The 24,156-nt window shown below is 73.2% G+C and carries 16 protein-coding genes and 1 riboswitch; of the genes, 8 read left to right on the forward strand and 8 right to left on the reverse strand.

Features of this window, described 5'->3' with window-relative positions; genetic code table 11:
- Together FF36_RS08780 and FF36_RS08785 are read right to left on the reverse strand one after the other, a co-directional pair.
- On the reverse strand, positions 1 to 2,754 hold the full coding sequence (locus FF36_RS08780) for a WD40 repeat domain-containing serine/threonine protein kinase (RefSeq protein ID WP_044884490.1): 2,754 nt from the start codon (positions 2,752 to 2,754) through the stop codon (positions 1 to 3).
- 175 nt (positions 2,755 to 2,929) lie between these two features.
- Positions 2,930 to 5,473, reverse strand: a complete 2,544-nt coding sequence (locus FF36_RS08785; protein ID WP_044884491.1) for a substrate-binding domain-containing protein — start codon at positions 5,471 to 5,473, stop codon at positions 2,930 to 2,932.
- 176 nt (positions 5,474 to 5,649) lie between these two features.
- On the opposite strand from FF36_RS08785, the gene FF36_RS08790 reads away from it, so the two are divergent.
- Positions 5,650 to 6,471: a class I SAM-dependent methyltransferase gene (locus FF36_RS08790; protein ID WP_044884492.1), complete on the forward strand. Its 822-nt coding sequence runs from the start codon at positions 5,650 to 5,652 to the stop codon at positions 6,469 to 6,471.
- 54 nt (positions 6,472 to 6,525) lie between these two features.
- On the opposite strand, the gene FF36_RS08795 is transcribed toward FF36_RS08790, so the two are convergent.
- Positions 6,526 to 7,593: a hemolysin family protein gene (locus tag FF36_RS08795; RefSeq protein WP_044884493.1), complete on the reverse strand. Its 1,068-nt coding sequence runs from the start codon at positions 7,591 to 7,593 to the stop codon at positions 6,526 to 6,528.
- Positions 7,590 to 9,092 carry a hemolysin family protein gene (locus FF36_RS08800; RefSeq protein WP_044884494.1) on the reverse strand — a complete coding sequence of 501 codons (1,503 nt, stop codon included), beginning with the start codon at positions 9,090 to 9,092 and terminating at the stop codon, positions 7,590 to 7,592. The genes FF36_RS08795 and FF36_RS08800 overlap by 4 nt, the downstream gene beginning before the upstream one ends.
- Positions 9,093 to 9,729: 637 nt before the next feature.
- On the opposite strand from FF36_RS08800, the gene FF36_RS08805 reads away from it, so the two are divergent.
- Positions 9,730 to 10,443, forward strand: a complete 714-nt coding sequence (locus FF36_RS08805) for a DUF4232 domain-containing protein (protein WP_044884495.1) — start codon at positions 9,730 to 9,732, stop codon at positions 10,441 to 10,443.
- Positions 10,444 to 10,486: 43 nt separating this feature from the next.
- Here the strand turns inward: FF36_RS08805 and FF36_RS08810 are convergent, their stop codons facing one another.
- From FF36_RS08810 to metK, 4 genes are all read right to left on the reverse strand, one after another.
- Entirely contained in the window at positions 10,487 to 11,122 is a 636-nt protein-coding gene (locus tag FF36_RS08810) for a TetR/AcrR family transcriptional regulator (protein WP_044884496.1), read from the reverse strand.
- A gap of 285 nt (positions 11,123 to 11,407) precedes the next feature.
- Positions 11,408 to 12,601 carry a thiolase family protein gene (locus tag FF36_RS08815; RefSeq protein WP_044884497.1) on the reverse strand — a complete coding sequence of 398 codons (1,194 nt, stop codon included), beginning with the start codon at positions 12,599 to 12,601 and terminating at the stop codon, positions 11,408 to 11,410.
- A 331-nt stretch (positions 12,602 to 12,932) separates the two neighbouring features.
- Positions 12,933 to 13,385: a DUF309 domain-containing protein gene (locus tag FF36_RS08820; RefSeq protein WP_044884498.1), complete on the reverse strand. Its 453-nt coding sequence runs from the start codon at positions 13,383 to 13,385 to the stop codon at positions 12,933 to 12,935.
- A 384-nt stretch (positions 13,386 to 13,769) separates the two neighbouring features.
- Complete coding sequence (gene metK, locus FF36_RS08825; protein WP_044884499.1) at positions 13,770 to 14,978, reverse strand: methionine adenosyltransferase; 1,209 nt, start codon at positions 14,976 to 14,978, stop codon at positions 13,770 to 13,772.
- Between the two features lie 856 nt (positions 14,979 to 15,834).
- Here metK and FF36_RS08830 point away from each other — a divergent pair.
- From FF36_RS08830 to FF36_RS08860, 6 genes are all read left to right on the forward strand, one after another.
- Positions 15,835 to 17,061: an LLM class flavin-dependent oxidoreductase gene (locus FF36_RS08830; RefSeq protein ID WP_044884538.1), complete on the forward strand. Its 1,227-nt coding sequence runs from the start codon at positions 15,835 to 15,837 to the stop codon at positions 17,059 to 17,061.
- Positions 17,062 to 17,484: 423 nt separating this feature from the next.
- Positions 17,485 to 18,978 (forward strand): amidohydrolase family protein, encoded by a 1,494-nt coding sequence (locus FF36_RS08840; protein ID WP_242422387.1) that lies wholly within the window; start codon positions 17,485 to 17,487, stop codon positions 18,976 to 18,978.
- Positions 18,979 to 19,229: 251 nt separating this feature from the next.
- Positions 19,230 to 19,586, forward strand: a complete 357-nt coding sequence (locus tag FF36_RS08845) for a four-helix bundle copper-binding protein (protein WP_044884502.1) — start codon at positions 19,230 to 19,232, stop codon at positions 19,584 to 19,586.
- A 689-nt stretch (positions 19,587 to 20,275) separates the two neighbouring features.
- Positions 20,276 to 20,929 carry an alpha/beta hydrolase gene (locus tag FF36_RS08850; protein WP_044884503.1) on the forward strand — a complete coding sequence of 218 codons (654 nt, stop codon included), beginning with the start codon at positions 20,276 to 20,278 and terminating at the stop codon, positions 20,927 to 20,929.
- Positions 20,930 to 21,493: 564 nt separating this feature from the next.
- A riboswitch (cyclic di-AMP (ydaO/yuaA leader) is annotated at positions 21,494 to 21,645 on the forward strand.
- 467 nt (positions 21,646 to 22,112) lie between these two features.
- Positions 22,113 to 22,874 carry a peptidoglycan-binding protein gene (locus tag FF36_RS08855; protein WP_044884504.1) on the forward strand — a complete coding sequence of 254 codons (762 nt, stop codon included), beginning with the start codon at positions 22,113 to 22,115 and terminating at the stop codon, positions 22,872 to 22,874.
- Positions 22,875 to 23,134: 260 nt separating this feature from the next.
- Positions 23,135 to 24,133 carry an AfsR/SARP family transcriptional regulator gene (locus FF36_RS08860; RefSeq protein ID WP_242418573.1) on the forward strand — a complete coding sequence of 333 codons (999 nt, stop codon included), beginning with the start codon at positions 23,135 to 23,137 and terminating at the stop codon, positions 24,131 to 24,133.
- The last annotated feature ends 23 nt before the right edge of the window (positions 24,134 to 24,156 follow it).

The following is a 24,156-nucleotide window of genomic DNA, read 5'->3' on the forward strand; positions in this document are numbered from 1 at the left end:
TCAGCTCGCGCAGGCGTCGGACCAGGGGACGCCGGGGACGAATCGGCTCCACTCCGCCCGGCTCGGTGCCGCCCCCGGCTTCGCGCAGGCGCCCTGCCGCAGCCGCTGCGGGTCCAGCGTCCCGAGCAGGATCGTGCCCCTGTCGGTGGTCAGCGCGACGCTCCCCGCGGCGGTCGCGCTCATCGCCCGCACCGGCGAGTCCACGGTGCCCATGGGGATGAGCGCGGGCGCGGAAACGGCGAGATTCGAGTACGCGACGCTGCCTGCGCTGTCCGCGCTCAGCAACTGGTCGCCGGCGGCGAAGGCGACGGTGGTCACGGGCGCGGCGTGGCCGGGCAGGCGCTTCGCGACTCGCGGATGGTTCGGGTCGGCGACGTCGGACACCTGCAGGTTCTGGTCGTCGCCCCCGGTGGCCAGCAGCGTGCCGCCCGGGCTGAACGCCACCGTGTTGACGGCGCCGGTGTGGCCCGGCACCGAGCCCATCTGCGTGGGGTGGCGCGGGTCGCGCACGTTCCAGAGCTGGACGGTGCCGCCCACCCCGGCGATGGCGAGCACGGCCCCGTCGGGGCGCAGCGCCACCCCCGTCACCGGTCCGGACCGCCCGATCAGCAGTTGCAGGGAGGTGGGCCGGGCGGGGTCGGTGATGTCCCACAGCCCGACCGACCAGTCGACGCCGGCCGTGGCGAGCAGATGAGCCTTGGCGGACAGGGCCAGGCGGTGCACCGGAGTCGACTGGGTGCCGAGCGCGCCGAGCGGACGCGGCCTCGCCGGGTCGCTGACGTCCCACAGCCGACCGGCGTCGGTGGCCCCGCCGGTCGCCAGCGTCCGGCCGCCGTTGTCGAAGATCACCCCGCTGGCGTGGTCGTCGGCCGAGCCCTGCGCGGCGACGGTCGGCCGGCCGGCGTCGTCGAGGCGCCACAGGTGTAGCCGGCCGGCGTCGTCGGTGCCGGCGAGTGTCGTGCCATCCGGGCTGAGCGCGAGGTCGGAGTACGCCGACGCGCCGGCGGGCACCCGTGTCGCGGTCGACTGCGCGAACGAGGCGATCAGCGCGTCCCGGGCCGCGGTGGTCGGGGCGAGCGTGTAGGCCGCGAGGCTGAGCCGCGCGGCGAGCTGCGGATCCTGGGCGCGACGTGCGGCGGCGTCGGTGGCCAGCCGCGTCGACGCGGCCGCTCGCTCGGCCGGGCTCGCGGCGCCCGGCCCGCCGCCGCCGCCCAGGACGATGACCGGAATCGCCACCGCGGCGGCGAGCAGGACCACCAGGGCGCCGGCGAGCACAAGCGCGCGGGGTCGGCGCCGGCGCCGGGTAGGCGGCGCGCTGTCCGGCGGACCACCCGGCGTCGTGGCTGCGCTGCCCGGTCCCTGTGCCGGCAGCGAGACGGATCCGCCTGGTGGGACGGATCCGCCTGGCGGAAGGGACGGCGTCGCCGGCTCACCCGCACCGGTACGCCCCGCCGGGCCAGGGGAGCCGACCCGAGGTGGTGCCGAGCCCGGCGACCCGCCGGGCGGTGGGGTCCGAGGTGAGACCGGGGGCGGGAAGGCCAGCGGCGCCGGCGACATCTGGGTCGCCGGCATCGCCGCGGCCGGTGGACCACCGCCGGCCGCGTACGGCGGCACCGCCGTGCCGGGGCGGCCGCCCCACGAGGCGGTCGCGGAGACCGTGGCCTCCCCGCCCGGTCCCGTGGCGGGCGGAACCGATCCGCCGGACGCGGGTGCCCCCACCGAGCCGGTGAACCCTGCCCCCGCGATGCGCCCCGTAGCGCCTCCGGGACCCGCTGTGCCGGGTGGTGGCGCTGCCGGGCTCGGGGCTGCGGCGCCACGGCCACGCCGACCCCATCGCCGGGGCTGGGCGGCGGAGTTCTCGGCGGGCTCGTCCGGCGTTGCCTCCGGCGCCGGTCGAGCGGGCAGCGCCCCACCGCCGATCAGTGCCGTGCGCAGCTCCTCCGCGCTCGGGCGCGCCTCGGGGTTCTTCGCCATCGCGACCTCGATGAGGCCACGCAGTTCCCCGCTGACGCCGTCGAGCCGAGGCGGCTCGTTGATGATCCGGTAGAGGATCGCCTCCATCCGGCCGGTGCCGAACGGCGGCTGGCCGGTGGCGGCGAAGACCATGACCGCACCCCAGGAGAAGACGTCGACCGCCGAGGTGATCGGCGCGTCGAGAATCTGCTCGGGCGACATGTAGCCGGGCGTCCCGATGGCCTGGCGCACGTTCCGGCTGAGCTCGGTGTCGGCATTGAACTCGCGGGCCAGCCCGAAGTCGATCACCTTCGGGCCGACCGGGGACAGCAGCACGTTGCCGGGGGTGAGGTCCCGGTGCACGATCCCGGCGGCGTGGATGGCACTCAGCGCGGTGGTGACGCTGACGGCGAGCTGCTCGAGGTCGGCGGGCCGCATCGGCCCCCGGACCGAGACGTGCCGGGACAGCGTCGGGCCCTCGACGAACTCGGTCACGAGATACGGCTGCGGGCCGTGGGGGTCGGCGTCGAGCACGGCCGCTGTGGTGAACCGGCGCACCCGGCGCGCGCTTTCGGCCTCCCGGGCGAACCGGGCACGGAACTCGGGGCGCTGTGCGAGTTCCGGCCGGATCACCTTGATGGCCACCGCGGTGCCGTCGGGGGCCCGGCCGAGGAACACCGTGCCCATCCCACCCTGGCCGAGTCGGCCGATCACCTGGTAGGTGCCGAGGCGGCGGGGATCCTCGGGCTGCAGCGGGCGCGCCGTGTTCCCGGACAACGGTGGTGGTGTCGTCCCCGTCACCGTGCCCCACTCCCGCGGGGCCGCCTCGGCCCCGCATGCCCCGCCCCGCAATCACGGCACGCCGACCTCAGCGTCCGTCTGACTCCATGTTCATACCAGGTGATGATGTAGTGCAGTGTCTCCGGATCAGACCAACATTGACGTGTTCGCGACCGGTGAGCCGCCCTCTGGACGGCTACGCCGGTTTCACGGCCGGAACGCCGGCCGTCAGGTTCTGCACGATGGCGATGTTGTCACGCACCGTGGCGTCGTCGCGGGCGATGTAGTGCGCCTGGGACGTGATCTCCTTCTGGTTCTGCAGGTAGTACCGCAGGAAGGCGGCCACCGCCGGCTTGCGCAGCGATGCCTTGTTCGCGTACAGGTACAGCGGCTTGCACAGCGGCATGTACATGCCGGTGCCGGCGGTGAGCGCGTTCGGCTCGACGCAACCGCGGCCGGAGTCGAGCTTGATGGCGCGCACCGCCCGGTTCGTCGTCAGGAAGTTCGAGTAATCCATGAAGGCGATGGCACCGCGGTCGCCGTCGACCCGGGCTGGGATCTCGTCGAGTTCCCGGGTCTCGTAGGCACGGGTGTTCGTCGAGCTGCCGGTCATGCTGGCGAGGAACACCTTGGCGTGGACGGTCGACGCCGCGGGGCCGATGGGGGACAGCGGAACGTTCGGGAAGCTCGGATCGACCTGGTTCCAGTTGGTCACCGTTGAGTCCCGCGCCCAGATGCGGCCGACCTGGGCCGTGGTCAGGCACTGCGCCCAGGTGTTCTGCCTGCTCACCACGATCGGCAGCAGGTGGTGGGCGATCTCGAAGCCGGCGACCCGGGTCCCGCAGGCCTTGTCGGGCAGCGCGTAGGAGGCCCCGACGATGTCTGCCTGGCCGGCGCAGACCTTCTGGAAGCCGTCGTCCGTGTCGGTGCTGCCGACGCGGACGGTGACGCCCTTCGCCGACTCGCGGAACAGGCTGTACGCCGTTCCGGTGATCGCGGCCACCTCCGCCGAACCCGTCGTGATCACTGCATTGGGATCGACGGCGCCGCCGCCGGCGCCTGCTCCGCCGGCGCCCGCCCCGCCCGCGATCCCGGCCGCCCGTTCGGCCGCGCGCATCGTGTCGGCGGGTAGCTGGGGATGCTGATCAACCGTCGAGCGGGGCGGTGCGGCAGCGGTCACCGAGGTGCCGTCGCCCCCGCCGGTCAGAACCAGGCCGAGAGTGACGCTTCCGGCGATGAACACGACCAGCGCCAGCACGCCCGCCAGGAGCCGGCGCCTCGGCCGACCGCCCGCCGACCAGCGCCGACGTCCGCCGGCCGCGGACGCCTGGGCGCCCTCACCCGACGCCGCGGCCGCGATCCCGCGCGGGCCGGCCGGCGCCGTCGGGGTGCCGGAACCCGCCCGGGCGCCCTGCGCGGCCGGATCCGGCGAACCCGGATCGCCCGCGGCCCCGGCCGCGGCCGCGGCCGCGGCACCCATCAAGGCACCCCCGGCCGCCGACGCACCCCCGGGCATCGACCCGTGGGACGCGCCGCCGGCGGCCCGCCGGTCGGCCGGACCCGACGACTCCGCCCTCGGTGGCGGGGTGTGCCCGACGACGGGCGGCACGCTTGGCGGCGGGGTTGTCGCGAAGGCGGCCGGGCCGAGCAGGACCGTCTCCGAGCTCGCCGGCTCGGCCACGGCGTCGCGCGCGGCGAGCAGCGCCGCCCCGAGGGCGAACTCGCCGTCGTGGCGGATCTCCAGCCGGCCCACGTCCGGAAAGTGCTCGCCGAGCAACCGGCTGACCAGTGGGATTCGTGCACCCGGACCGTAGACCGCGAGCAGGCCGAGCGCGCCGGTGTCGCTCGCCGCGGCGCGCACCGCCCGGGCCAGCACGCGGATCGAGTCATCGAGCAACGGCCGGACGAGCGACTCGTAGTCGTCCCGGCTGACCTGAACGACGGTGGTCGTGTCGCCGGTGGGCACGGCGACGTCGGCGAACGTCTCCTCGGTCAGGACCTCCCGGGCCTCGGCGCAGGCCGCGCCGAGGCGGGCGCCGTCGGCCGACGCCCGCGGGCCGCCGCGCAGACGCTCGCCCGCGTCGCCGACCAGCCCGGCGACGTGGGCGTAGAGCAGGTCGTCAAGCATCGAGGTCGACACGTCGGCGAGCCCGACCGGGGAACCTACGGGCACGTAGCCGCCGGCCGTCGCGGTGAACACCGCCGCCTCGAACCAGTGCGACCCGAGCTGGTAGGTCGCCGCGCCGCGCCCGTCGGCCACGGGAGTGGTCTGCGAGAACAGGGCGGCCATCGCCTCCGTGGAGCTGCGGGCGACGACCGGAGTGGTGGTCTCCAGGCGGGCGATCGCGTCCGCGAGCCCCTCCTGCCGGCGCGCCGGCCAGGTCGCCGGGCTGGTCACGACGACCAGCTCCGGCGGTTCACCGCGCTGGGCGGTGGCTGTGCGGATCATCGCGTCGAGGAAGCGGGCGAGCAGTGCCGAGGCGGTGTAGCCGATCCCGCCGACGAGGATCGGCGTCGAGTCGCCGAGCCAGTGCACGAAGCCGTCGGCGGTCCGCTCCGGCTGGCTGGCTCGCAGCCGGACGGCTGAGCGCCCGACGCGCACCGAGCCGTCGGCGGCGAGATGGAGCACGGTCGGGATCTGCGGTTCGCCCTCGACGGCGATGGCGGACGGCCAGCCGTTCTCCGCGATGGCGGCCGTGGTGACGTCGACGCCGGGACTGATGCCGAGCTGGTATCGCACGCGTTCCCCCGAGGTGCCCGTTCTGCTTACCCCGGCACAATCCCCCGTCTGCGCCGAAGCGTGGCACGATCATAACCGTCCACACTCGGCGGATCGCCGGTAGCGGGGGATTGATCGCTCTACGATACGAATCGGATGCCGGGCCGCACCCGGCGCGCCCTGACCCGGGAGGCCGCGTGCTCCGCCGTGCCGCGAAGTTCGAGGTGACGCTGAACCCGACCGCGCAGTCCCTGCTTGCCCCGATGTCCGCCGAGCCTCGCCAGTTCCTGCTGGACCGGGCCCTGGACGAGTTCGTCGCCGATCTCGGCGCGCTGGACGAGGCGGCCGAAGCCATGGTGCCGGGCGCCGCCCGCCCGCGCATCGACACCGCCATCGACGCGGCCTCGCCCGCGGTGGTCGACGGCACCCTGCTCGTCTCCGGCCAGGAGGTGATGCAGACCTGGGAGGCGCCGCTGATGCGGGCCCTCGCGCAGGCGGTCACGAGGCCGGGGGGAGTGGTGCTGGAGATCGGTTTCGGTCTCGGGCTGTCCGCCGGATTCGTGCAGGAGATCGGGCCCGCCCACCACGTCATCGTGGAGGCGAACCCGCAGACCGCCGCGGTCGCCGAGCAGTGGGCGCGAGCCGACGGCCGGCGTGGCGTGGAGATCGTCATCGGGCGCTGGCAGGACGTGCTCGCCGGGCTCGGCCGGTTCGACGGCATCCTGTTCGACACCTATCCCATGGACGAGACCGAGGTCGACGAGTACGTCATGCGTGACGCGACCTTCGCCGAGCACTTCTTCGCGCCGGCCGCGGCGGCCCTGACCGACGGCGGCGCGTTCACCTACTACTCCAACGAGATCGACTCGGTCTCCCGGCGACACCAGCGCGCGCTGTTGCGCCACTTCCGCACGTTCGCGGTCGAGATCGTCGACGGCCTGCGCCCACCCGCGGACTGCAGCTACTGGTGGGCGCCCTCGATGGCCGTCATCGTGGCCCGTGGCTCACGGCGGTCCTGACCTGCGGCGGGGTCCTGACCTGCGGCGGTCCTGACCCGCCCGCGGAGCCTCCCATCAGGCGGGCTGGTGCTCGGGCCGGTGACCGCCGCGGACCGCGTCGTCGCGGATCTTGCCAACCAGTTCCTCGAGGATGTCCTCCAGCGCGACGAGTCCCAGCACCGAGCCCTGGGCGTCGGTGACCCGGGCGAGATGGGCGCCCGACTGCTGCATCGTCGCGAGGGCCGTGCGCAGGCTGTCCTCGGCGCCGACATGCGCCAGCGGCCGGATCCACTTCGCCGCCACCGGGCTCGACCGCCGTTCCGGGCGGGTCTCCAACACGTCCTTCAGATGCAGGTAGCCGGTCATCTCGTCGCCGCCGTCCTGCACGGGGAAACGGGTGAACCCGGTGCGCGCGGCGAGCCGCTCGACCTGCCGCGGAGTGATCGTCGGCGGGACCGTGACCAGCCCGTCCGGCGCGAGCAGCACGGCGCGCGCCGTGCGCTCCTCGAACGACAGGGCTCCCGTCAGCAGCTCGTGCTCGTCCTCGGCGAGCAGGCCCTCCCGGTGCGACTCCTCGATGAGGCCGGCCACCTCGTCGCGGGTGAAGACGCTGGCCACCTCGTCCTTAGGCTCGACGCCGACGACGCGCAGCGACATGCCCGCCACCGCGTTCAGCAGCATGATCACCGGCTTGCCCAGCCGGACGACGCCGACCAGCAGCGGAGCCAGCAGCAGCACGGCCCGATCCGGCATGGCGAGCGCGATGTTCTTGGGCACCATCTCCCCGACGACCACGTGCAGGAAGGTCACCAGGGCCAGCGCGATCGCGAAGGACACCGGGTGCAGCAGCGCCGAGGGCAGCCCGGCCGCCTCGAAGGGGCCGTGCATCAGGTCCGCGATCGCCGGCTCGCCGAGCGCGCCCAGCCCGAGGGTGCAGACGGTGACGCCGAGCTGCGCGCCGGCGAGCATCAGTGACACGTTCTCCATCGCGCCGAGGGTGATCCTCGCCAGCCGGGAACCGGCCTGCGCCATCGGCTCGATGCTCGTCCGCCGGGCGGAGATCAGCGCGAACTCGGCGCCGACGAACAGCGCGTTGAGCACCAGCAGCAGGATCGTGGCGGCGATCGCCAGCAGGCCGCTCATCGTTGCGCCGCCCGCCCGAGCGCCTCGGGCGCGCCGCCCGCGGCCGGCTGGCGTGATCCGTCGCCGTGCGTCCGGGAGCCGGACCCGCCGCCACGCTCGCGCGGGCCGGTGGACCGCTCGCGGTGCCCCCCTGACCGATCGCGATCCCGCGTCCCCGTGGGCCGGTGCGTCGCAGCCGGGTCGTCCGCCATGGTGACCCCTCGCGGGGCCACCGGCTCCAGCCGGATCCGGTCCACCCGCCGGCCGTCCATCCGCTCGACGGTGTAGCGGACCCCCTCGACGGCCGCCGCGTCCCCCGCCCGGGGGATGCGGCCCAGCGCGCGGGCCACCAGACCGCCGAGCGTCTGGTACGTGTCGTCGGTCGGGATCGCGATCCCGGTGACGTTGCTCGCCTCCTCCGGACGAAGCAGGCCGGACAACAGCCAGCTACCGTCGTGACGGCGCAGGGCCCGGGGGGAGACCCGATCGTGTTCGTCGACGACGTCGCCGACGATCTCCTCGATCAGATCCTCGGCGGTGACCAGACCGTCCGTGCCGCCGAACTCGTCGACGACGATGGCCATCTGCAGCCCGCCGGCCCGCAGCGTCTCCAGCAGCGGCTCCAGCAGGAGTGTGGAGGGGACCGTGACCGGCGCGACCATGACGTCACGCACCGGTGTGTCCTCCCGGTCGTCCTCGGGGACGCCGACCGCGTTCTTGATGTGGATCACTCCCACGACGTCGTCGCTGTCCGCGCCGAGCACCGGGAACCGGGAGTGGCCGGTTCGCCGAGTGAGGGTGATGACCTCACTGATCGGCTCATCGGCGTGCACCGTGCGCATCCGCATCCGTGGGGTCATCACGTCCTCGGCGGTCCGGTCACCGAACAGCAACGAGCGCTGCACCAGCGTCGCCGTCTCCTGCGACAGGGTGCCGTGCTCGGCGGACCGCCCCACCAGCGAGAACAGTTCCTGGGCGGAGCGGGCCGAGGCCAGCTCCTCCTGCGGAGAGATGCCAAGCCGGCGCAGCACGGCGTTCGCGGTCGCGTTCAGGAAGCGGATCAGCAGCCCGGTGGCCCGGGTGAACATCCGCTGCGGCCCCTGCACCGCCTTGGCCGTACCAAGCGGATGAGCCAGCGCCAGGTTCTTGGGGACGAGTTCGCCGAACACCATCGTCACGGCGGTGGCGAGCACCATCGCGACCACCACGGACAAGGCGCCGGCCAGCCCGTCGGAGGCACCGAGCGAGGTCAGCGGCCCGCGCAGCAGCTCGGCGATGGCGGGCTCGGTCAGGAAACCGATCGCCAGGTTCGTGACCGTGATCCCGAGCTGGGCGCCGGACAGTTGGGTGGACAGCCCGCGCAGGGCGGCGAGCACACCCCGGGCACCCCGCTCGCCCCGGTCGGCGGCCCGCTGCACCGACGGCCGGTCGGCGGTGACGAGAGCGAACTCTGCGGCCACGAAGACCCCGCAGATGGCGACGAGCGCCAGGCCCAGCACCAGCAGAAGCGCCTCGATCATCGGTCGACCCCCGCGGGCGCTTCTCCACGCGTGGGCCGGCCGGAACTACATCCGGCGTCGTCGGAGTCCTTCATGATCCCTTCCGGTCGGTCCGGGTCGGCCCGGTGCGCTGGCCTTACCCGCGTCACGCGGGTTCAACGCGCCGGGCAGCCCGTCCGTTTCACGATGACCTGTCGTCGCCGGACGGTCCAGACCTCAGGGGGCGTTCGGTAGTAGATCACTGTGTGGTCCCGGGGACCGCGTGTCGACCAAGACCCCATCGCTCGGCCACGATCCGCCACGACCGTCGCCGGGTCCACGGGCGGTCGGCCACGAACGGCGGACTGGAAAGGCCGGTCGCGGGCCCGGGTGATTGCCAGGATGGGAGGAAGTGGCTCGGGTCCGACACGCACGAATTCCTCGAGTGTCACGGAGGGTGACAGCGGGAAGAAGGTGGGTGTCGTCGCCGGGTGCTGCCACCCAGCCGTCGGACTAGGAGGTCGCCATGCATCGGCTTCAGACACGGTCCGTGCCGATACCCGTCCGGCCCGATCGGGCGCCCGCGCTCCCAGCCGACCGCATGGCATCCCGGCCTCCCCGCCCGGGGGAACCAGGTTCGCGGCCGACGCCGGCGCCCGCGTCGCGGGCGGCGCTCCTCGTGGCGGCGGTGACCCTGCTGCTGGCCGCCGGCTGCGCTGGGAGCTCCGCGGGCGGGAAGGCCCCCGCCACGGTGACCGCGCCTCGCGGTGGTCCGCCAGCCGGATGGTCGCCTGCCCTGACGACGCCTGCCCTGACGACGCCTGCCCCGACGATGCCCGCCCCGACGACGCCGGGCACGCGCGGGCCGGCTGCCCAGACCGCGGCTGAGCTGGGCGCTGCGGGGACGACCGGTGCCGGCGCGGCGGCCTCGGCGTCGAGGACGCCGGCCGGGAGTGTCACCGCGCCGGCTGGCGGGCTGTGCCCCACCGCCCGGCTGGCGGTGCGCTCCGCTGACGGTGAGGGCGCGGCCGGCAGCACGTACGAACACCTGGTGCTGACCAACGCCGGCACCACGTCCTGCGTGCTGCGCGGCTTCCCCGGCGTCTCCTACCTCGACGCCGCGGGCCGTCAGGTCGGCGCGGCCGCGGTTCGGTCGGGTCCGGCGGGCCAGGTCGTCCGGCTGGCCCCCGGCGCCTCGGCCAGAGCGACCCTGCGCACCGTGCATCCCGGCATCCAGGAGGGCTGCGACGAGCCGGCGCAGAGGACACCCGTCGCCGCCTTGCGGATCTTCCCTCCGGCGAACACGACGGCCCTGCGGCTGGCGCTGTCCGATGTCTCGGCGTGCAGCAGTCCGGCCGTGCAGCAGTTGTCGGTGACCGCCTTCACCCGCTGACGCGTCATCGGCTGACCGCCGCCGCACCCACCGAGGGCGGTGGTCAGCCGGCGGCCGGGTCGGCCGCTCCCACGGTGCTCAGGGCGATGTCGACATAACGCCTGCTGATCTCCGTCGGCGTGAGTGGCCCGTCCGGGTGGTACCAGCCGGTGATCGAACGCAGCATGCCGAGCAGCGCTCGGGAGGTGTCCGCGGGGCTGGTCATCCGGAACACCCCACTGCTGTTGCCGTCGACGAGGATGTCGAGCAGCAGGGTCTCGAGCTCCTTGCGCTTGGCAGCGTAACCGCGGCGGTTGGCCGGCTCCAGGTAACGCAGCTCGGAGTCGAGGACGGCCATCCGCACCCGGTGCGCCATGAAGAGCGTCATCGACTCGACGAACGCGACGAAGCGGGCACGGGCGGGCGCGCTCTCGCCCACCTCGGCGAGCGCGGCGCGGGCCCGGCCGAGCGCATCCTCGATCCCCAGGTCCAACAGCGCCACGAGGATGCCCTGCTTGTTGGCGTAGTGGTAGTAGAGCGCGGGCACGGTGACGCCGGCACGGCGCGCGATGTCCCGCACCGTCGTGCCGTGGTAGCCGTGCTCGTAGAGGGCCTCCATCGCGCCCTGCAGGATCGGGGTGAGCTGGGGCGGGGCGAACTCGCGCCAGTTCGCCGCCGCCAGCACGGGTCCTGCCGTCACGATGGGCCTCCCGGGTGTGGCTGGTCCTGACCAGTGTGGACCGGCCGTCCCACACGCGGATCCGGACCGTGCGCAGGGTGACCGAACCGCCGCGAGCCCGCGTCCTCGGGGCGGATCGATCGACGAGCCGGTGCCGTCGACGGGCCAAGCCGCCGACGGCACCGCGTCACCAGGTCGGCCGGAGCCGCTCCGGACGTCCGAGCCGCTCCGGACGTCCGAGCCGCTCCGGACGTTAGAGCCGTTCGGACGCCCGAGCCGTTTCGGACGTCCGAGCCGTTTCGGACGTCAGAGTCGCTCGATGATGGTGGCGTTGGCCATGCCGCCGCCCTCGCACATCGTCTGCAGGCCGTAGCGGCCGCCGGTCGCCTCCAGGTAGTTGACCATGGTGGTGAGCAGGCGGGTACCCGACCCGCCCAGGGCGTGGCCGAGCGCGATCGCCCCGCCGCGCGGGTTGAGCTTGGCCGGGTCGGCCCCGGTGTCGCGGGCCCAGGCCAGGGGCACCGGCGCGAATGCCTCGTTCACCTCGAAGGCGTCGATGTCGTCGATGGACAGCCCGGACCGCTGGAGGGCCTTGCGGGTCGCCGGGATGGGGGCGGTCAGCATGAGCAGCGGGTCGTCGCCGGCCAGGGCGAAGGTGTGGAACCGGGCCCGCGGCCGCAGGCCGAGCTCGTTGGCCTTCGTCTCGCTCATGATCAGCACTGCGGAGGCGCCGTCGGTCAGCGGCGACGAGTTACCCGGCGTGATGCTCCACGTGATCTCCGGGAAGCGGGCCGCCCACTCCTCGGTGTAGAAGGAGGGCTTGAGCTGCTGCAGGCCCTCGAAGGTGGTCGTGGGTCGGACGGTCTGGTCGGCAAGGTGCTGGGTCTTTGTGCCGTCCGGCAGGGTGATCTCCACCGGGACGATCTCGTTCGCGAAGTCGCCGGCCGCCGCCGAGGCCGCGGCGAGCTGGTGCGAGCGGGCGGAGAAGGCGTCCAGGTCCTCGCGGTTGAGCTTCCAGCGCGCGGCGATCAGTTCGGCACCGATGCCCTGGTTGGCCAGGCCCTCCGGGTAGCGGGCGCGGAAACCCGGGCCGTTGGGGTCCTGGCCGATGACCGCGGAACCCATCGGCACCCGGCTCATCGACTCCACCCCACCGGCGATGACGACGTCGTACGCCCCCGCGATGACGCCCTGCGCGGCGAAGTGGGCGGCCTGCTGGCTTGACCCGCACTGGCGGTCGATGGTCGTGGCGGGCACCGACTCGGGGAAGCCCGCGGACAGCAACGCGGTGCGACCGATGTTCAGCGACTGTTCGCCGACCTGGCCGACACAGCCCGCGATCACGTCGTCGACCAGCGCGGGGTCGAGGTCGTTGCGCGTGACCAGCGCCTTGAGCACGGTGGCCAGCAGCTCCACCGGGTGGGTCTCGGACAGCGCCCCCCCGGGCTTGCCGCGACCCGACGCCGTCCGGACCGCATCGACGATGACTGCGTTTTCCATGGGATCTCCCTCGTCACCAGCGAGGCGGACCGATCCGCCGCGCTGCCCGTGTCGCCCACCCGATGTCCAGCGCTCGCTTGGTTGTCTAGCGCTCGCTAAGTAGACCCTGCCATGGTCCGCTCCGAGGTGCGCGGTCCTGCCGCCCTGGCCAGGATCGCACCGGGCGGGTCGTGCCGGGTTCCGCCTGGCGATCGTTCGAGTCGACGCTACGAGCCTGCTCTTGATGGGTCAACAAGCAGATTGGAGTGACAATTCCATATCTGCCGGCGTGGCGCGAGCGACCGGTCCGCCGCCGGGCCGGGCTGGGCGACCGTGAGCACTGCGTGAGCGTTCAGCGGACCAGCCGCGGCGGACGGTCACCGGTGGCGGCGCCGGGGAACACGTCTCCGCCGGCGGGGATGGCGGTCGAGCCGGGTGGGTCGCCCGTGACACAGGGCGGCTGGGGATGCGCGCGTTCCACGGCGGTGAGGCGGTCGGCGATCCACCCGCGCAGGCCGGCGATGTCCACGTCGTGCGGCGGGTGCTCGGCGTAGGGCGCCAGGTTGTCCGACGCGCGAACCAGCACGGCCACGCCACCTCGGACGTTGCCGCGGGCAAGATGAGTCATTCCCACGGCCAGTTGGGTCAGCCCGCGCCACAGACCGCGTTCGTCGTCCGCGGCGGCCTTCCAGGCAGCCTCGAGCGCCTCGTGCGCCTGAAAGGGGCGGCCGGTGTCGAGCAGATGCTGGGCGGCGGCGAGCGCGGCGCCCGGGGGCAGCGGGTTCGGCAGGCTCAGGGGCGCCACGCCCGCCGCTCCGTGCGGTAGGGGCCGGCCGAGAGCGTCGCGGGGGCGCTCGGCGGGTCGGGTCGACGGCGGTTGCGGTTCGGCACCGCCGCGTTCGCCCGCGGCCGCGCCTGGTCCATCCGGGCGGGGCCCCTGGTGCGTGGGCCCGGTGGACTCTGCCTTGGCGGGCACCGGCCCGAGGTCTCGTGGTCTGGTCATCCCCGTCAGTGTGACCAGGCGGTGGGACTCTGTCGCCCGCGATGGTTCCGGGTGGCGCTCACCACTCGTCCGACTGGTGCCGGTGCGGCCGTGGCCCGTCTCGGCGGGAGAGCCGGGACGGGCCACGGGAGGAGTCGTGCTGGTTACGGGTGGGGGTGCGAGGCGCGAAGGATCAGGCGCTCAGCCTCAGCGGCCGGCGGCGGCGCGCAGCGCGTCGGCGCGGTCCGTGCGCTCCCAGGCGAAGTCGGGCAGCGGTCGGCCGAAGTGACCGTAGGCCGCGGTCTGGCGGTAGATCGGCCGCAGCAGGTCGAGGTCGCGGATGATCGCCGCGGGCCGCAGGTCGAAGACCTCGGTGACGGCCCGAGTGATCTCGGCCACCGGCACCGTCTCGGTGCCGAAGGTCTCGACGAACAGGCCCACCGGCTCGGCCTTTCCGATCGCGTAGGCGACCTGCAGCTCCGCCCGGCGGGCCAGGCCCGCCGCGACGACGTTCTTGGCTACCCAGCGCAGCGCGTAGGCGGCCGACCGGTCGACCTTGGACGGGTCCTTGCCGGAGAAGGCGCCGCCGCCGTGGCGGGCGTACCCGCCGTAGGTGTCGATGATGATCTTTCGGCCGGTCAGGCCGGCGTCACCGATCGGCCCGCCGATCTCGAACCGGCCGGTCGGGTTGACGAGCAGCCGGTAGCCGTCCACCTCCAGCCCGAGGTTCTCCTCGGCCAGCCGCTTGAGCTCCGGCGCGATGACCTGATCGCGGATGTCCGGGATGAGGCGGGTCGCGAGGTCGACGTCCGCCGCGTGGTGCGCGGAGACGACGATGGTGTCCAGTCGCACGGGCCGGTCGTCTTCGTCGTACTCGATCGTCACCTGGGTCTTGCCGTCCGGGCGCAGGTAGGGCAGCACGCCCTCGTGACGAACCTGGGACAGCCGCTGAGCGAGCCGGTGGGCCAGGGTGATCGGCAGTGGGAGCAGGTCGGGCGTCTCGTCGCTGGCGTAGCCGAACATGATTCCCTGGTCGCCGGCGCCCTGCTGGGCGAGCGCGTCCTCGCCGCCCTCGACCCGGGCCTCGTAGGCCTGGTCGACGCCCTGGGCGATGTCGGGGGACTGCGCACCGATCGAGACCAGAACGCCGACGGTGGCCCCGTCGAAGCCCGTCGCGGCGTCGTAGCCGATCTCGGTGAGGGTGCGCCGCACCACCGAGGTCACGTCCACGTGGGCAGAGCTGGTGACCTCGCCGGCCACGTGGACGTGCCCCGTGGTCAGCAGCGTCTCGACCGCGACCCGGGAGCTCGGGTCGGCGGCCAGGTAGGCGTCGAGCAGGGCATCGCTGATCTGATCGGCCAGCTTGTCGGGATGACCCTCGGTTACGGACTCCGACGTGAACAGGCGGCGGGACATGCGGGACCTCGTTTCGATGCATCGCGGGAAGAAAGGAGCTGGCCGTGGCTGAGTCGGGCCCGATGGACTGCGGGGCCCGCCACGGGGAGATCGGTGGAGCGTGGCCGGGCCGCTTCGGCCGATCAGCGGCCGGCCCGACCATGTGGATGAACGGACAGCCCGGCGAACCTCGTCCGGGTAGGGCATCCGGCTGGCCCCGGGGACGGTGGGGCGCGGGGGCCGGACGGATCGCGCCCGCGAGAGGACGCTCATGTGAAGCTGGGCTGGCCGAGGGAGTCGCGCGGCGAGGGTGACCGGCCCCGCGCGGCGACGGCGGGGCATCCGGACACCGACGGACCTCAGGAACGCGCTGAGTGCACCGCCCGGGGCGGGGAGACCCCCGCGCGGCTCAGCGCGCGGTACAGATGGCGGAGCTCACGAGGGCGAAGTCGACGTGACCACGCGTGACGAGGACGGCCGAGCACTGCACGCGGTGATCTCATCACGGGCGCCGCAGCGGCGTCAACCGTGCCTGGCCGTGGGCGTGCCTTGTCTCACCGAGGCCGCCATGCCAGAGTGGGATCATGCCGAGCCCGGACGACCCGACGTCCCGGGTCCCGGCCGGCCGGCGGTGACGATGCGCCGCCGGGTCCCGCTCGTGCGCCGGCGGGCGGTCGATCTCATGCGGGTCGCCAGCCGTCTCTGTAACTGACCCGTCGCTGGTTCATGGCGCCGCGCCGCCATCCAGCCGCGATCGGGCGCCCGGCTCTGAGCGGGCCGGCGTCCGTCGCACTCCTACTTACTGTCATGTGGCGTCCCGCCTCGTGGGTCGGTCGTCCCCGTCGGGACCGGGTCGCCGTGCGGAGGTGGCGTGCTCATGTCCCAGGCCGATCGTGTGTCCCAGACCGATCGTGTGCCCTTGTCCGTACTCGATCTGTCGCCCCGGTCGGAGGGCGCGTCCGCGGGTGACGCGTTGCGTAACACCCTCGACCTCGCCCGTCGCACCGAGGAGCTCGGCTTCCACCGATACTGGCTCGCCGAGCATCATCTGGTGCCCGGTGTTGTCTCCTCGGCACCGGCGGTCGTCATCGCGCTCGTGGCCGATGCCACGACCCGGATCCGGGTCGGCTCGGGAGCGGTTCAGATGGGTCATCACACGGCGGTGACCGTCGCCGAGGAGTTCGGGACCCTCGCCCAGATCCATCCGGGCCGGATCGACCTCGGGCTGGGGCGTCCCGCCGTCGACCGGCTGTTCGCCCCGGCGGACGGCGACGGCCCACCATCCGGGTCGGACCAGCCGGCCGCCGTGTCTGGTGGGCCCGTGTCTGGTGGGGCCGTGTCTGGTAGGGCGGTGTCTGGTGGGGCCGCGCCTGGCCGCGCGGCGACCGTCGTCGACGGGCTGTTGGTGCCGGCGCCGCCCCGGATGCGGCTGAACGCCGACCGGCTGCGCCGCCAGTTCGCACTCGTCGGCTACCGGCCGGGCGCGGGGGACGAGTACGGCCAGCAGGTCCGCGACATCCAGGCGTTCCTGCGGGGCGACTACCGGACCGCCGAGGGCGAGCACCTGACGGTGCCGGCTGCTGAGGGTGCCGACCTGCAGATCTGGGTCCTCGGTTCCAGCCCGGGCGCGAGCGCCCGGACGGCCGGCGAGCTGGGACTGCCGTTCGTCGCGAACTACCACGTCTCGCCGTCCTCGGTGCTCGAGGCGGTGCAGGCCTACCGGGACGCCTTCGTCCCGTCGGAGTCGTTCGACCGGCCCTACGTGATGGTCTCGGCGGACGTGGTGGTCGGCCCGGACGAGGACACGGCCGCCGAGCTCGCCTCGCCCTACGGACTGTGGGTGCTGAGCATCCGGTCCGGGCAGGGGGCCCGTCCCTTCCCGAGCCCGGCGCAGGCGGCGGCCTACCCGTGGACCGCGGAGGAACGCACCCTCGTCGCGGACCGGGTCGAGACCCAGTTCGTCGGCGGCCCCGCCACTGTCGCGCGCAAGCTGGAGACGTTGCGGAAGGTGACCGGGGCTGACGAGTTGATTATTACGACGATCGCGCACGATCATGCGGACCGGGTGCGCTCGTATGAGCTCCTCGCCGGCGTGTGGCAGTGATCGTCCGGGGAGCCGCCGGCCGGGGGTCCGGGGTCGGCATCGCTTTGCGTCGTTCCTGACTGCTGGTTAACGTGGACCTCGTCGCGTGGCACCGCTGGCGGTGATCGCAGCCGGTGGATGTCCGGCCCACGCGGGTGACGGAGGAGGCATCGTGTCCGGCGACTGGTCTGGGAGCGTGGTGGCGCCGCGTCCTCGGCCGGGCGGCGGGATGCACGAGCTCACGCACCGTCGGCACATCGACACCTGCCGGGTCAACGCGGCCGCCTGTACCCGCTGACGTCCCCAGCCTCCCTGACCTTCCCGCGCCCCGGGTTCGCCGGCGCCGCCCGCCCCTCGGGCCGCACCGTCGCCGGACCAGAGCCCGGACCCGATCCGTGAACCGGCGGCGGGAGGTCGTCGACACCGGCAGGAACGGCGTTGGTCATGACCGATCCCCTTGCATCATCCGAACACCCGGATCCGCCGGGCCGGCCCGATCCCGCGGGCCAGCCCGAGCCCACGGGACGCCCGGCGGCCGGTCGGGCCGCGGGATCCGTGCGGCTCGCCTCACCGCGGGGGCTCGCGGCGACCAGCTTCACGCTGCGCGAGGCGCACGTCCTCGACGCGACCGGCCGTTTCGGCGAGCCGCTTGACGTGGCGGTGCGCGACGGCGTCGTGCGGGCCCTCGGACCGCGGCTCGCTGTCGACCCGGACGCCGTCGACGTCGACGCCCGCGGGCTGTGGCTGATGCCCGGCGTCGTCGACTGCCACGCGCATGTGACCCAGTCGACCTACGACCAGTTCGAGCTGGTGACGGCCCCGCTCTCCGCGCGATACCTGCAGACGGCCGACGCGCTGCGGGCATCGTTGCAGGCTGGCGTCACCTATCTGCGCGACGCCGGCGGCGCCGATGCCGGTGTCCGCGACGCGCTGGTGGCGGGCAGTGTGCCGGGTCCGCGGCTCGCGGTCTGCATCGTCGCGCTGAGCCGTTCCGGGCGCCATGGGGACGGCGGCATCCTCGGCCCCGGGCTGGAGTCCGCCGACGACGTCCTCGGACCCGACTATCCGGGCCGGCCGCCGCACTCGGTGGTCGGGGCCGGTGGCCTGCCCGCTGCGGTGCGTGGCGTCCTGCGCGCCGGCGCCGACTGGGTGATGATCTACGCCAGCGGCGGGGTGATGTCCGCGCGCCCGGGCAGTCCGGACTTCCAGTTCGGCCGCTCGGAACTGACCGCCGCGGTCGCTGAGGCGGCCCGCTACGGCCGTCCGGTGATGATGCACGCCCTGGGCGAGCGGGCGGTCGAGGCGGCGGTCGCCGCCGGCGCACGTTCCGTCGAGCACGGCCTCGGGCTGAGCGAGCGGGCGGCTGCGGCGATGGCCGCCCGCGGGGTCACGCTGGTGCCGACCCTGACGCCCTACCGTGACCTGGCCGCGCTGGCGACCACCGGCCTGCTGCCGGGCTGGGCGGTGGATCGGGCCGAGGCGACCGCGGCCTCGCTCACCGAGACGATCGCCGTGGCCCGCGCGGCGGGGGTTCCCATCGCGCTGGGCAGCGATGCCCGCCATCGCACCCGCCACGGTGCCAACCTTGCCGAGATCAGCCAGTTGCGACGGGCGGGGCTCACCGCCCCCGAGGCGTTGCTCGCGGCGACCGCCACCGGGGCGAGGCTGTGCGGGGTGGGGGATCGGCTGGGGCGGATCGCCGTCGGCTACACGTTCGACGCGATCCTGCTCGACGAGGATCCGGCGGAGCTGAGGATCTTCGAACGCCCGGACGCGGTCAGCGGCGTGTTCCTCGGTGGCCGCCCGGTACTGGCACATCCGCGGCTGCCCGCCTCGATGACGGCCTCGGCTGCGCCGCCCGTGCGCCCGGTGCCGGACGGCGCAGACCGCGCCGCCGCCGGCCCGCGGGTGCTCCCGTCGGGGCCCGCCACCGGCTGACCGGGGTGCGACGGCGCGCCGGGACCGTGTGTGCCAGTCACCTGCACCGGAAAGCCAACCGGCCTTCTTCGGACGTAGTTCCCTGTCAAGTTTCCGACTATTTCCGAAGTATTCGGCGGAGGCTGTCCGCCGAGATGCGGATCCGCTTTCGAAAGCTATCGTCGGAGGAGCCCGGCCAGGCAGAAACAGCCGTCTGCCACGGGCTTCCCGGTATGGCGGATGAGCCGTCGCCCGCACCTCGGAGGTGTCCGATGCAGCACGCCGAAATGATCAACGAGAACATGCGGAAAGCTATCGAGGAGTGTATGTCATGCTCTGCGCTGTGTGAGGAGACAATCTCCTACTGCATGGACATGCCCGGCACGATGATGGACGCTGCGGACATGCGGCTCATGATGGACTGCGCGGCGGTCACCAGGACCTGCGCCGACTTGATGTGTCGGATGTCGCCGTTCCACGCCGAGATGTGTGCCATGTGTGCACGGGTCTGTCGTGCCTGCGCCGAGATGTGTGAAAAGATGCCGCGCGACGCCCAGCTCGCCCGCCTTGCCCGGGCCTGCCGGTCCTGCCTGGACAGCTGCAACGCGATGGCGGGTGCCGCTGCCTGACCTGCCCGCGGGTCCGTCGCCGGCCTGTGGCGTCCTCGCGCCGCGTCGCCCTCACCGTTCCCGCTGAGCCTGTGTGACTTCCGTGTTCTCGCATGGCTGTGGTGGACGCGCCGCCCCTGCGTCTCGGATGTCCATCTCGGAGGTCGGAGTCCGTCTCGAGCACGCGACGTGGCGGACTCCGGCGACCCGGCGGTGTCGGTCGTGGTCCCCGGGGCACCTGCGCCCATGTGCTCCAGGCCGGTCTCGCCGCCGGCGGGAGCCGTTTTCGAGCATCACCCCGTCGTCCTCCGGGGCCCAGGCGGAAGCGCTGGGCCCCGGAGGCGGCCGACGGAAACATTCCGGTAGTCAGCATTAAGTATGTTGACATCCGATCGGAGCGCCGCCAGAATCCGACCATGCCTCATCCGGCGCGACGGCCGACCGCTCTGGTCATCCGTGGCCACATCGACTTCCTGCGTGTCGCTTCCGCGGTCTGTCCGGTCCGGGTGCCTCGCTAATCCATCCTTGCCGGCGCGCCGTCAGCGTTTCCCGGCGCCTCACCAGTGCTTCGCCGTCGCGCCATCGCCGCTGCCTCCACAGCCGCGCGGCCTGGCTGCGCCGGTCGGGCTTCCGCAGCCTCGCACGCGCTATTTTCGCCGTGCTGGAGCGCGCCGCCATCCGCGTCCGGACGGCTCTGATCGGAGCATGTTGTGTCCATTCCCCTCTCGTCGCCTCCCTCCCATCCGCGTCCGCGTGGCTACGTCGGCGGTCCTGGTTCCCGCTACTGGCCGAGCAGCGATCCGACCCGGCGTGCGGGGGCGAACGTGGTCCTCCTTCCCGGCCGTGGGGAATCCGCCGAAATTTTCGAGCACCTTGCCTTTCGGCTGGCACTCGACGGCTACCAGGTGACGTTTCTCGACCATGGGAGGGACAGCGTCCTCGCCCTGGGAGAGGCGCGCGAACCGGGACTTCCGTTCGTTCTACTCGGCTCGGACAGCGGCGCCCTACGTGCGCTGGTCGGGGCCGCGTCGCCCGCCGTTCGCCCGGACGCGCTCATCCTGGTGGACCTGCCGCTGCTGCACCGCGCGGTCGCCGGAGAGCCGCCGGACCAGCCGATCCCACGGTCGCTTCCGGACCTGCCCATCCTGCTGCTGCATGGCGAGGATGACCGGGTGACTCCGTTTCCGCTTGTTCGTATGGCGACGCGGACCGCCCGCGGGGCCAGGCTCGCGTCCCTGCCCGGTGGCCGGGGCGTGCTGTCCGGCCCGGGCCGCCGCGCCGCCGGCGCGCACATCCTGCTCTTCCTGGAGAACCTGCGGACGCGGCGGCCGGCCCCCGCGCCGCGGTCCGCCTCGCCAGCCTGACCGCACCGCACGCGTCCTGACTCGCCGGGCGGCGCGCCGGTTCCCGCGTCGCCCGGTGGCCCCTCGCCCTCTCGTGGCCCCTCGCCCTCTCGTGGCCCCTCGCCCTCTCGTGGCCCCTTGCCGTCCGGTTCGTCGGGTCGTCTCGCCGCCCGTTCACCGCCGAGGTCGTTCGTTTGTCGCCCCGCCGCCGTGAGTCTTGAATCCGGCGCTGCCGGTCCGGCGTCGGCGTGGGTTCCGGTGCTGCCACCGCGGTGCGTCCCACGCGGCGGGTGGTGCTGCGTGGGGTCCTTCCGGCCCTCGGTCCCGGCCTCCTCCTCCGATCGCGTCCCATCTTGCCCGGGGCAGACCGGGGCGTACCTCCGACATCCGATGATCCTTTTCATCGTCCGAAGGTTCGGTTGATGTCCGAGTGTTGCGGTCTCGCAGCACTATGCACGCACGGTGACGGACGCGCGCCGAAATTCGTGCATAACTAGTACTTGTCACTACGGTACGTAGTTCGCTACGGTTGCCGGGCACTAGTTGCTCCGGGCCGACGCCGAGTTCTGCCCACGGTCCGGGGTCCCTCCAAGACAGCTTGGGCAGAAGCGGGGGAACCAGGTTCCTCCGGGTGGCCCCGTCACGGCCGCCCTCGGGGTTAAGTCGCCTCCACGGAGACGACCGGGCTCCCCGGCCCGAACCCGACAGCTAACCTCGCAGGCGTACGGGAAGGATTCGACGTTGCCTGTGTATCGGGAACGCTCGGCTGCGGTCTCGATGACCGCCCTGGCGACCTGCGCTTTCTATGACGCGCCCTCGCCACGATGGGCGCCGTTCTCGCCCTGACGCAGCCGCGGGAACGTGCCATCGGCCGGTGCTAGCGGGCCGAACATGCGCGCGCATGGCATTACCGGCCCGCCTGACGGACCGCACGGGTCGCCGTCGGCGGTCGGCCGCGATCCCCGGACCGCCCGCATCGGGCGGCCAGGCGTGATGCGGCCGTCGCGCTGATCGGGCTGGAACTCTCACCAATCTCGGAGCTCGCCCCCGCCGTTTCTTTGCGCCGTTTGGCCGGGTGCAGCTTCGAAACCAGATAGTCCGTGCTGCCCTTATCTGGTGAGTGAGAACCGCTCCCCTCCGTTGAGCGGAAGCCATCACCGATTCCACACCTGTGTTCGACGACACCGAAATGAGATGTCAAAGAATGGCTAAGGGAAAGCATCGGAAGCGTTCCACCCGGCACCGTGGCGCCGTCATCGCCGCCGCCGGCGTGATCGGTGCCGGAGCCAGCATGCTCGCCACCGCGAGCCCGGCGAGCGCCGCCACCGGCTCCGTCTCGGACGTGACGATCGCCAGCGCGGCGGCGAATGCGGGCCTCGCCGGCTGCCGCGGCGTCCCGCTGTCCACCTGGGTGGCGGTCGCTCTCGCCGAGTCCGGCGGCAACACCTTCGCCCACGCCACGGTCGGTGAGGACTCCCGCGGACTCTGGCAGATCAACATGCGTGCGCACGCCGGCTGGGTGGGCAGCCGCAACCTCTACGACCCCGCCACCAACGCCTGGGCGGCGAAGCGAGTCTGCGACAGCCAGGGCCCCGCGGCCTGGACCACGTACGCCCGCGGCATGCACAACCGGTTCCTGGGGCGTGGCCAGGCCGCGGCGGCCGCCGTCTCCGGCGGCGTGAGCGTCCGCACCGTCTCCTACGCCGCGCCCGCGGCGCCCGCGCCCGCGGCGCCCGCGCCCGCGTCGGCGTTCCCGACCGGGTATCCGTCGCTCGCCACCGGCATCGGCTACCGGCAGGACGTCCAGCAGGTTCAGCGGAAGCTGGCCAACCTCGGTTACCCGATCCAGGTCGACGGCCAGTTTGGCTACCAGACGAACCACATGGTCAAGGACTACCAGCTCAAGCACGGTCTGCTGGTGGATGGCGTCGTCGGGCCCCAGACCCGCGCCAGCCTCGGCATCTGAGGAATCGCAGGGCGGCCGCGGCGCCGCCGGGTGACGCTCCCGAGCCTCACCCGGCGGCGCTGTCGTGTGTGGCAGCCGGGCGTCGTCGCATCCCGCGGCGAGGACGCATCCCGCCGCGAGGACGCATCTCGCCGGGGGAGAGGACTATCCGCCGGTCGAACGGGGTATTCCCTGCACCGGCCCAGACGGGGCCGCCGGTCCCCGGGCGAGGTGTGGAACGGGGCCCGATCAGCGAGGATCTCCGACCGACGAGGATCATCATGGTCGACGAGCTCGGAACCGTTGCGGGCCCGATCGCCCGTCCCGGCGTCCGGACTCCCGGCGAACCAGGTCACGGCTCCCGGTGGTCCGGCTCCGCGGCGGCGGCGGCGCCCGGGCCCGGGTCCGGTGTCGTGTTTGCCGTGCTGGGCCCGCTTGAGGTCTGGCGTGGGCCGGGGGAGCGCGTCCGCATCGACCAGCGCAAGAAGCGGGCGCTGCTGCTCACGCTGCTTCTGCACGCCGGACGGTGGACCTCGGTGGAAGAGATGTGTCTGGCGCTCTGGCAGGACGATGCGCCCAGGTCTGCCCTCGGCAACATCAAGACCTACCTGTCCGAACTGCGGCACACGCTGCCCACGCCGGTCGGGGATCCGGCCGTGCCGGCGTCGATCAGGGCGGTGGGCCCGCGGGCCGCGGTCCTTCGCCGACCGGCCGGCCCCGGACGCATCGAGAGTCGCCCAGGGGAGTATCGCCTGATCGTCGCCCCCGACGAGATCGACGTCGTCCGCTTCGAGCAGGCAGTCGAACGCGGCCGGGTCGCGGCCCGCGCCGACGCGCCTGCCCAGGCCGCCGAGCTGCTGGAGCAGGCGCTCGGATGGTGGCGCGGAAGCGCGTTCGACGAGTTGCCGGCCGAGGTCGGTGGCGCCGAGAGCCTCCGCTTGGAGGAGGCCCGGTGGTCGGCCCGCGAGGCGCTGATAGACGCGCGCCTCGCACTCGGTGAGCACGACCAGGTGCTTCCGGCGTTGCGCGCGCTCGCCGTGGAGTACCCGACCCGCGAGCGTCTCTGGGCGCAGCTCCTCGTCGCCCTGGAGCGCAGCGGTCGCCGGGCCGAGGCGCTGCGTGAGTACCGCGGCCTGTACCGGCGGATGGTCACCGAGCTCGGGATCGAACCCGGTGCGGAGCTGCGCCGGGTCCATCAGGAGGTTCTGGACCCGGAGCGCGGCTGGCCGCGGTCCTCCTCGGAGCCGACGGGCATGCCGGCACCGCTGAACCGCCACTGAACGTCCCGCGGGAATCCCCTTGG

Source organism: Frankia torreyi, assembly GCF_000948395.1.
GTDB classification, from domain to species: Bacteria; Actinomycetota; Actinomycetes; order Frankiales; family Frankiaceae; genus Frankia; species Frankia torreyi.

What these genes read in the sequence shown, in the direction of transcription:
- FF36_RS08795 (WP_044884493.1), bottom strand. Translation starts at nt 7,593, where the DNA reads ATGAGCGGCCTGCTGGCGATCGCCGCCACGATCCTGCTGCTGGTGCTC.
- FF36_RS08800 (WP_044884494.1), bottom strand. Translation starts at nt 9,092, where the DNA reads ATGATCGAGGCGCTTCTGCTGGTGCTGGGCCTGGCGCTCGTCGCCATC.
- FF36_RS08815 (WP_044884497.1), bottom strand. Translation starts at nt 12,601, where the DNA reads ATGGAAAACGCAGTCATCGTCGATGCGGTCCGGACGGCGTCGGGTCGC.
- metK (WP_044884499.1), bottom strand. Translation starts at nt 14,978, where the DNA reads ATGTCCCGCCGCCTGTTCACGTCGGAGTCCGTAACCGAGGGTCATCCC.
- FF36_RS08830 (WP_044884538.1), top strand. Translation starts at nt 15,835, where the DNA reads ATGTCCCAGGCCGATCGTGTGTCCCAGACCGATCGTGTGCCCTTGTCC.
- FF36_RS08840 (WP_242422387.1), top strand. Translation starts at nt 17,485, where the DNA reads ATGACCGATCCCCTTGCATCATCCGAACACCCGGATCCGCCGGGCCGG.
- FF36_RS08845 (WP_044884502.1), top strand. Translation starts at nt 19,230, where the DNA reads ATGCAGCACGCCGAAATGATCAACGAGAACATGCGGAAAGCTATCGAG.
- FF36_RS08855 (WP_044884504.1), top strand. Translation starts at nt 22,113, where the DNA reads ATGGCTAAGGGAAAGCATCGGAAGCGTTCCACCCGGCACCGTGGCGCC.
- FF36_RS08860 (WP_242418573.1), top strand. Translation starts at nt 23,135, where the DNA reads ATGGTCGACGAGCTCGGAACCGTTGCGGGCCCGATCGCCCGTCCCGGC.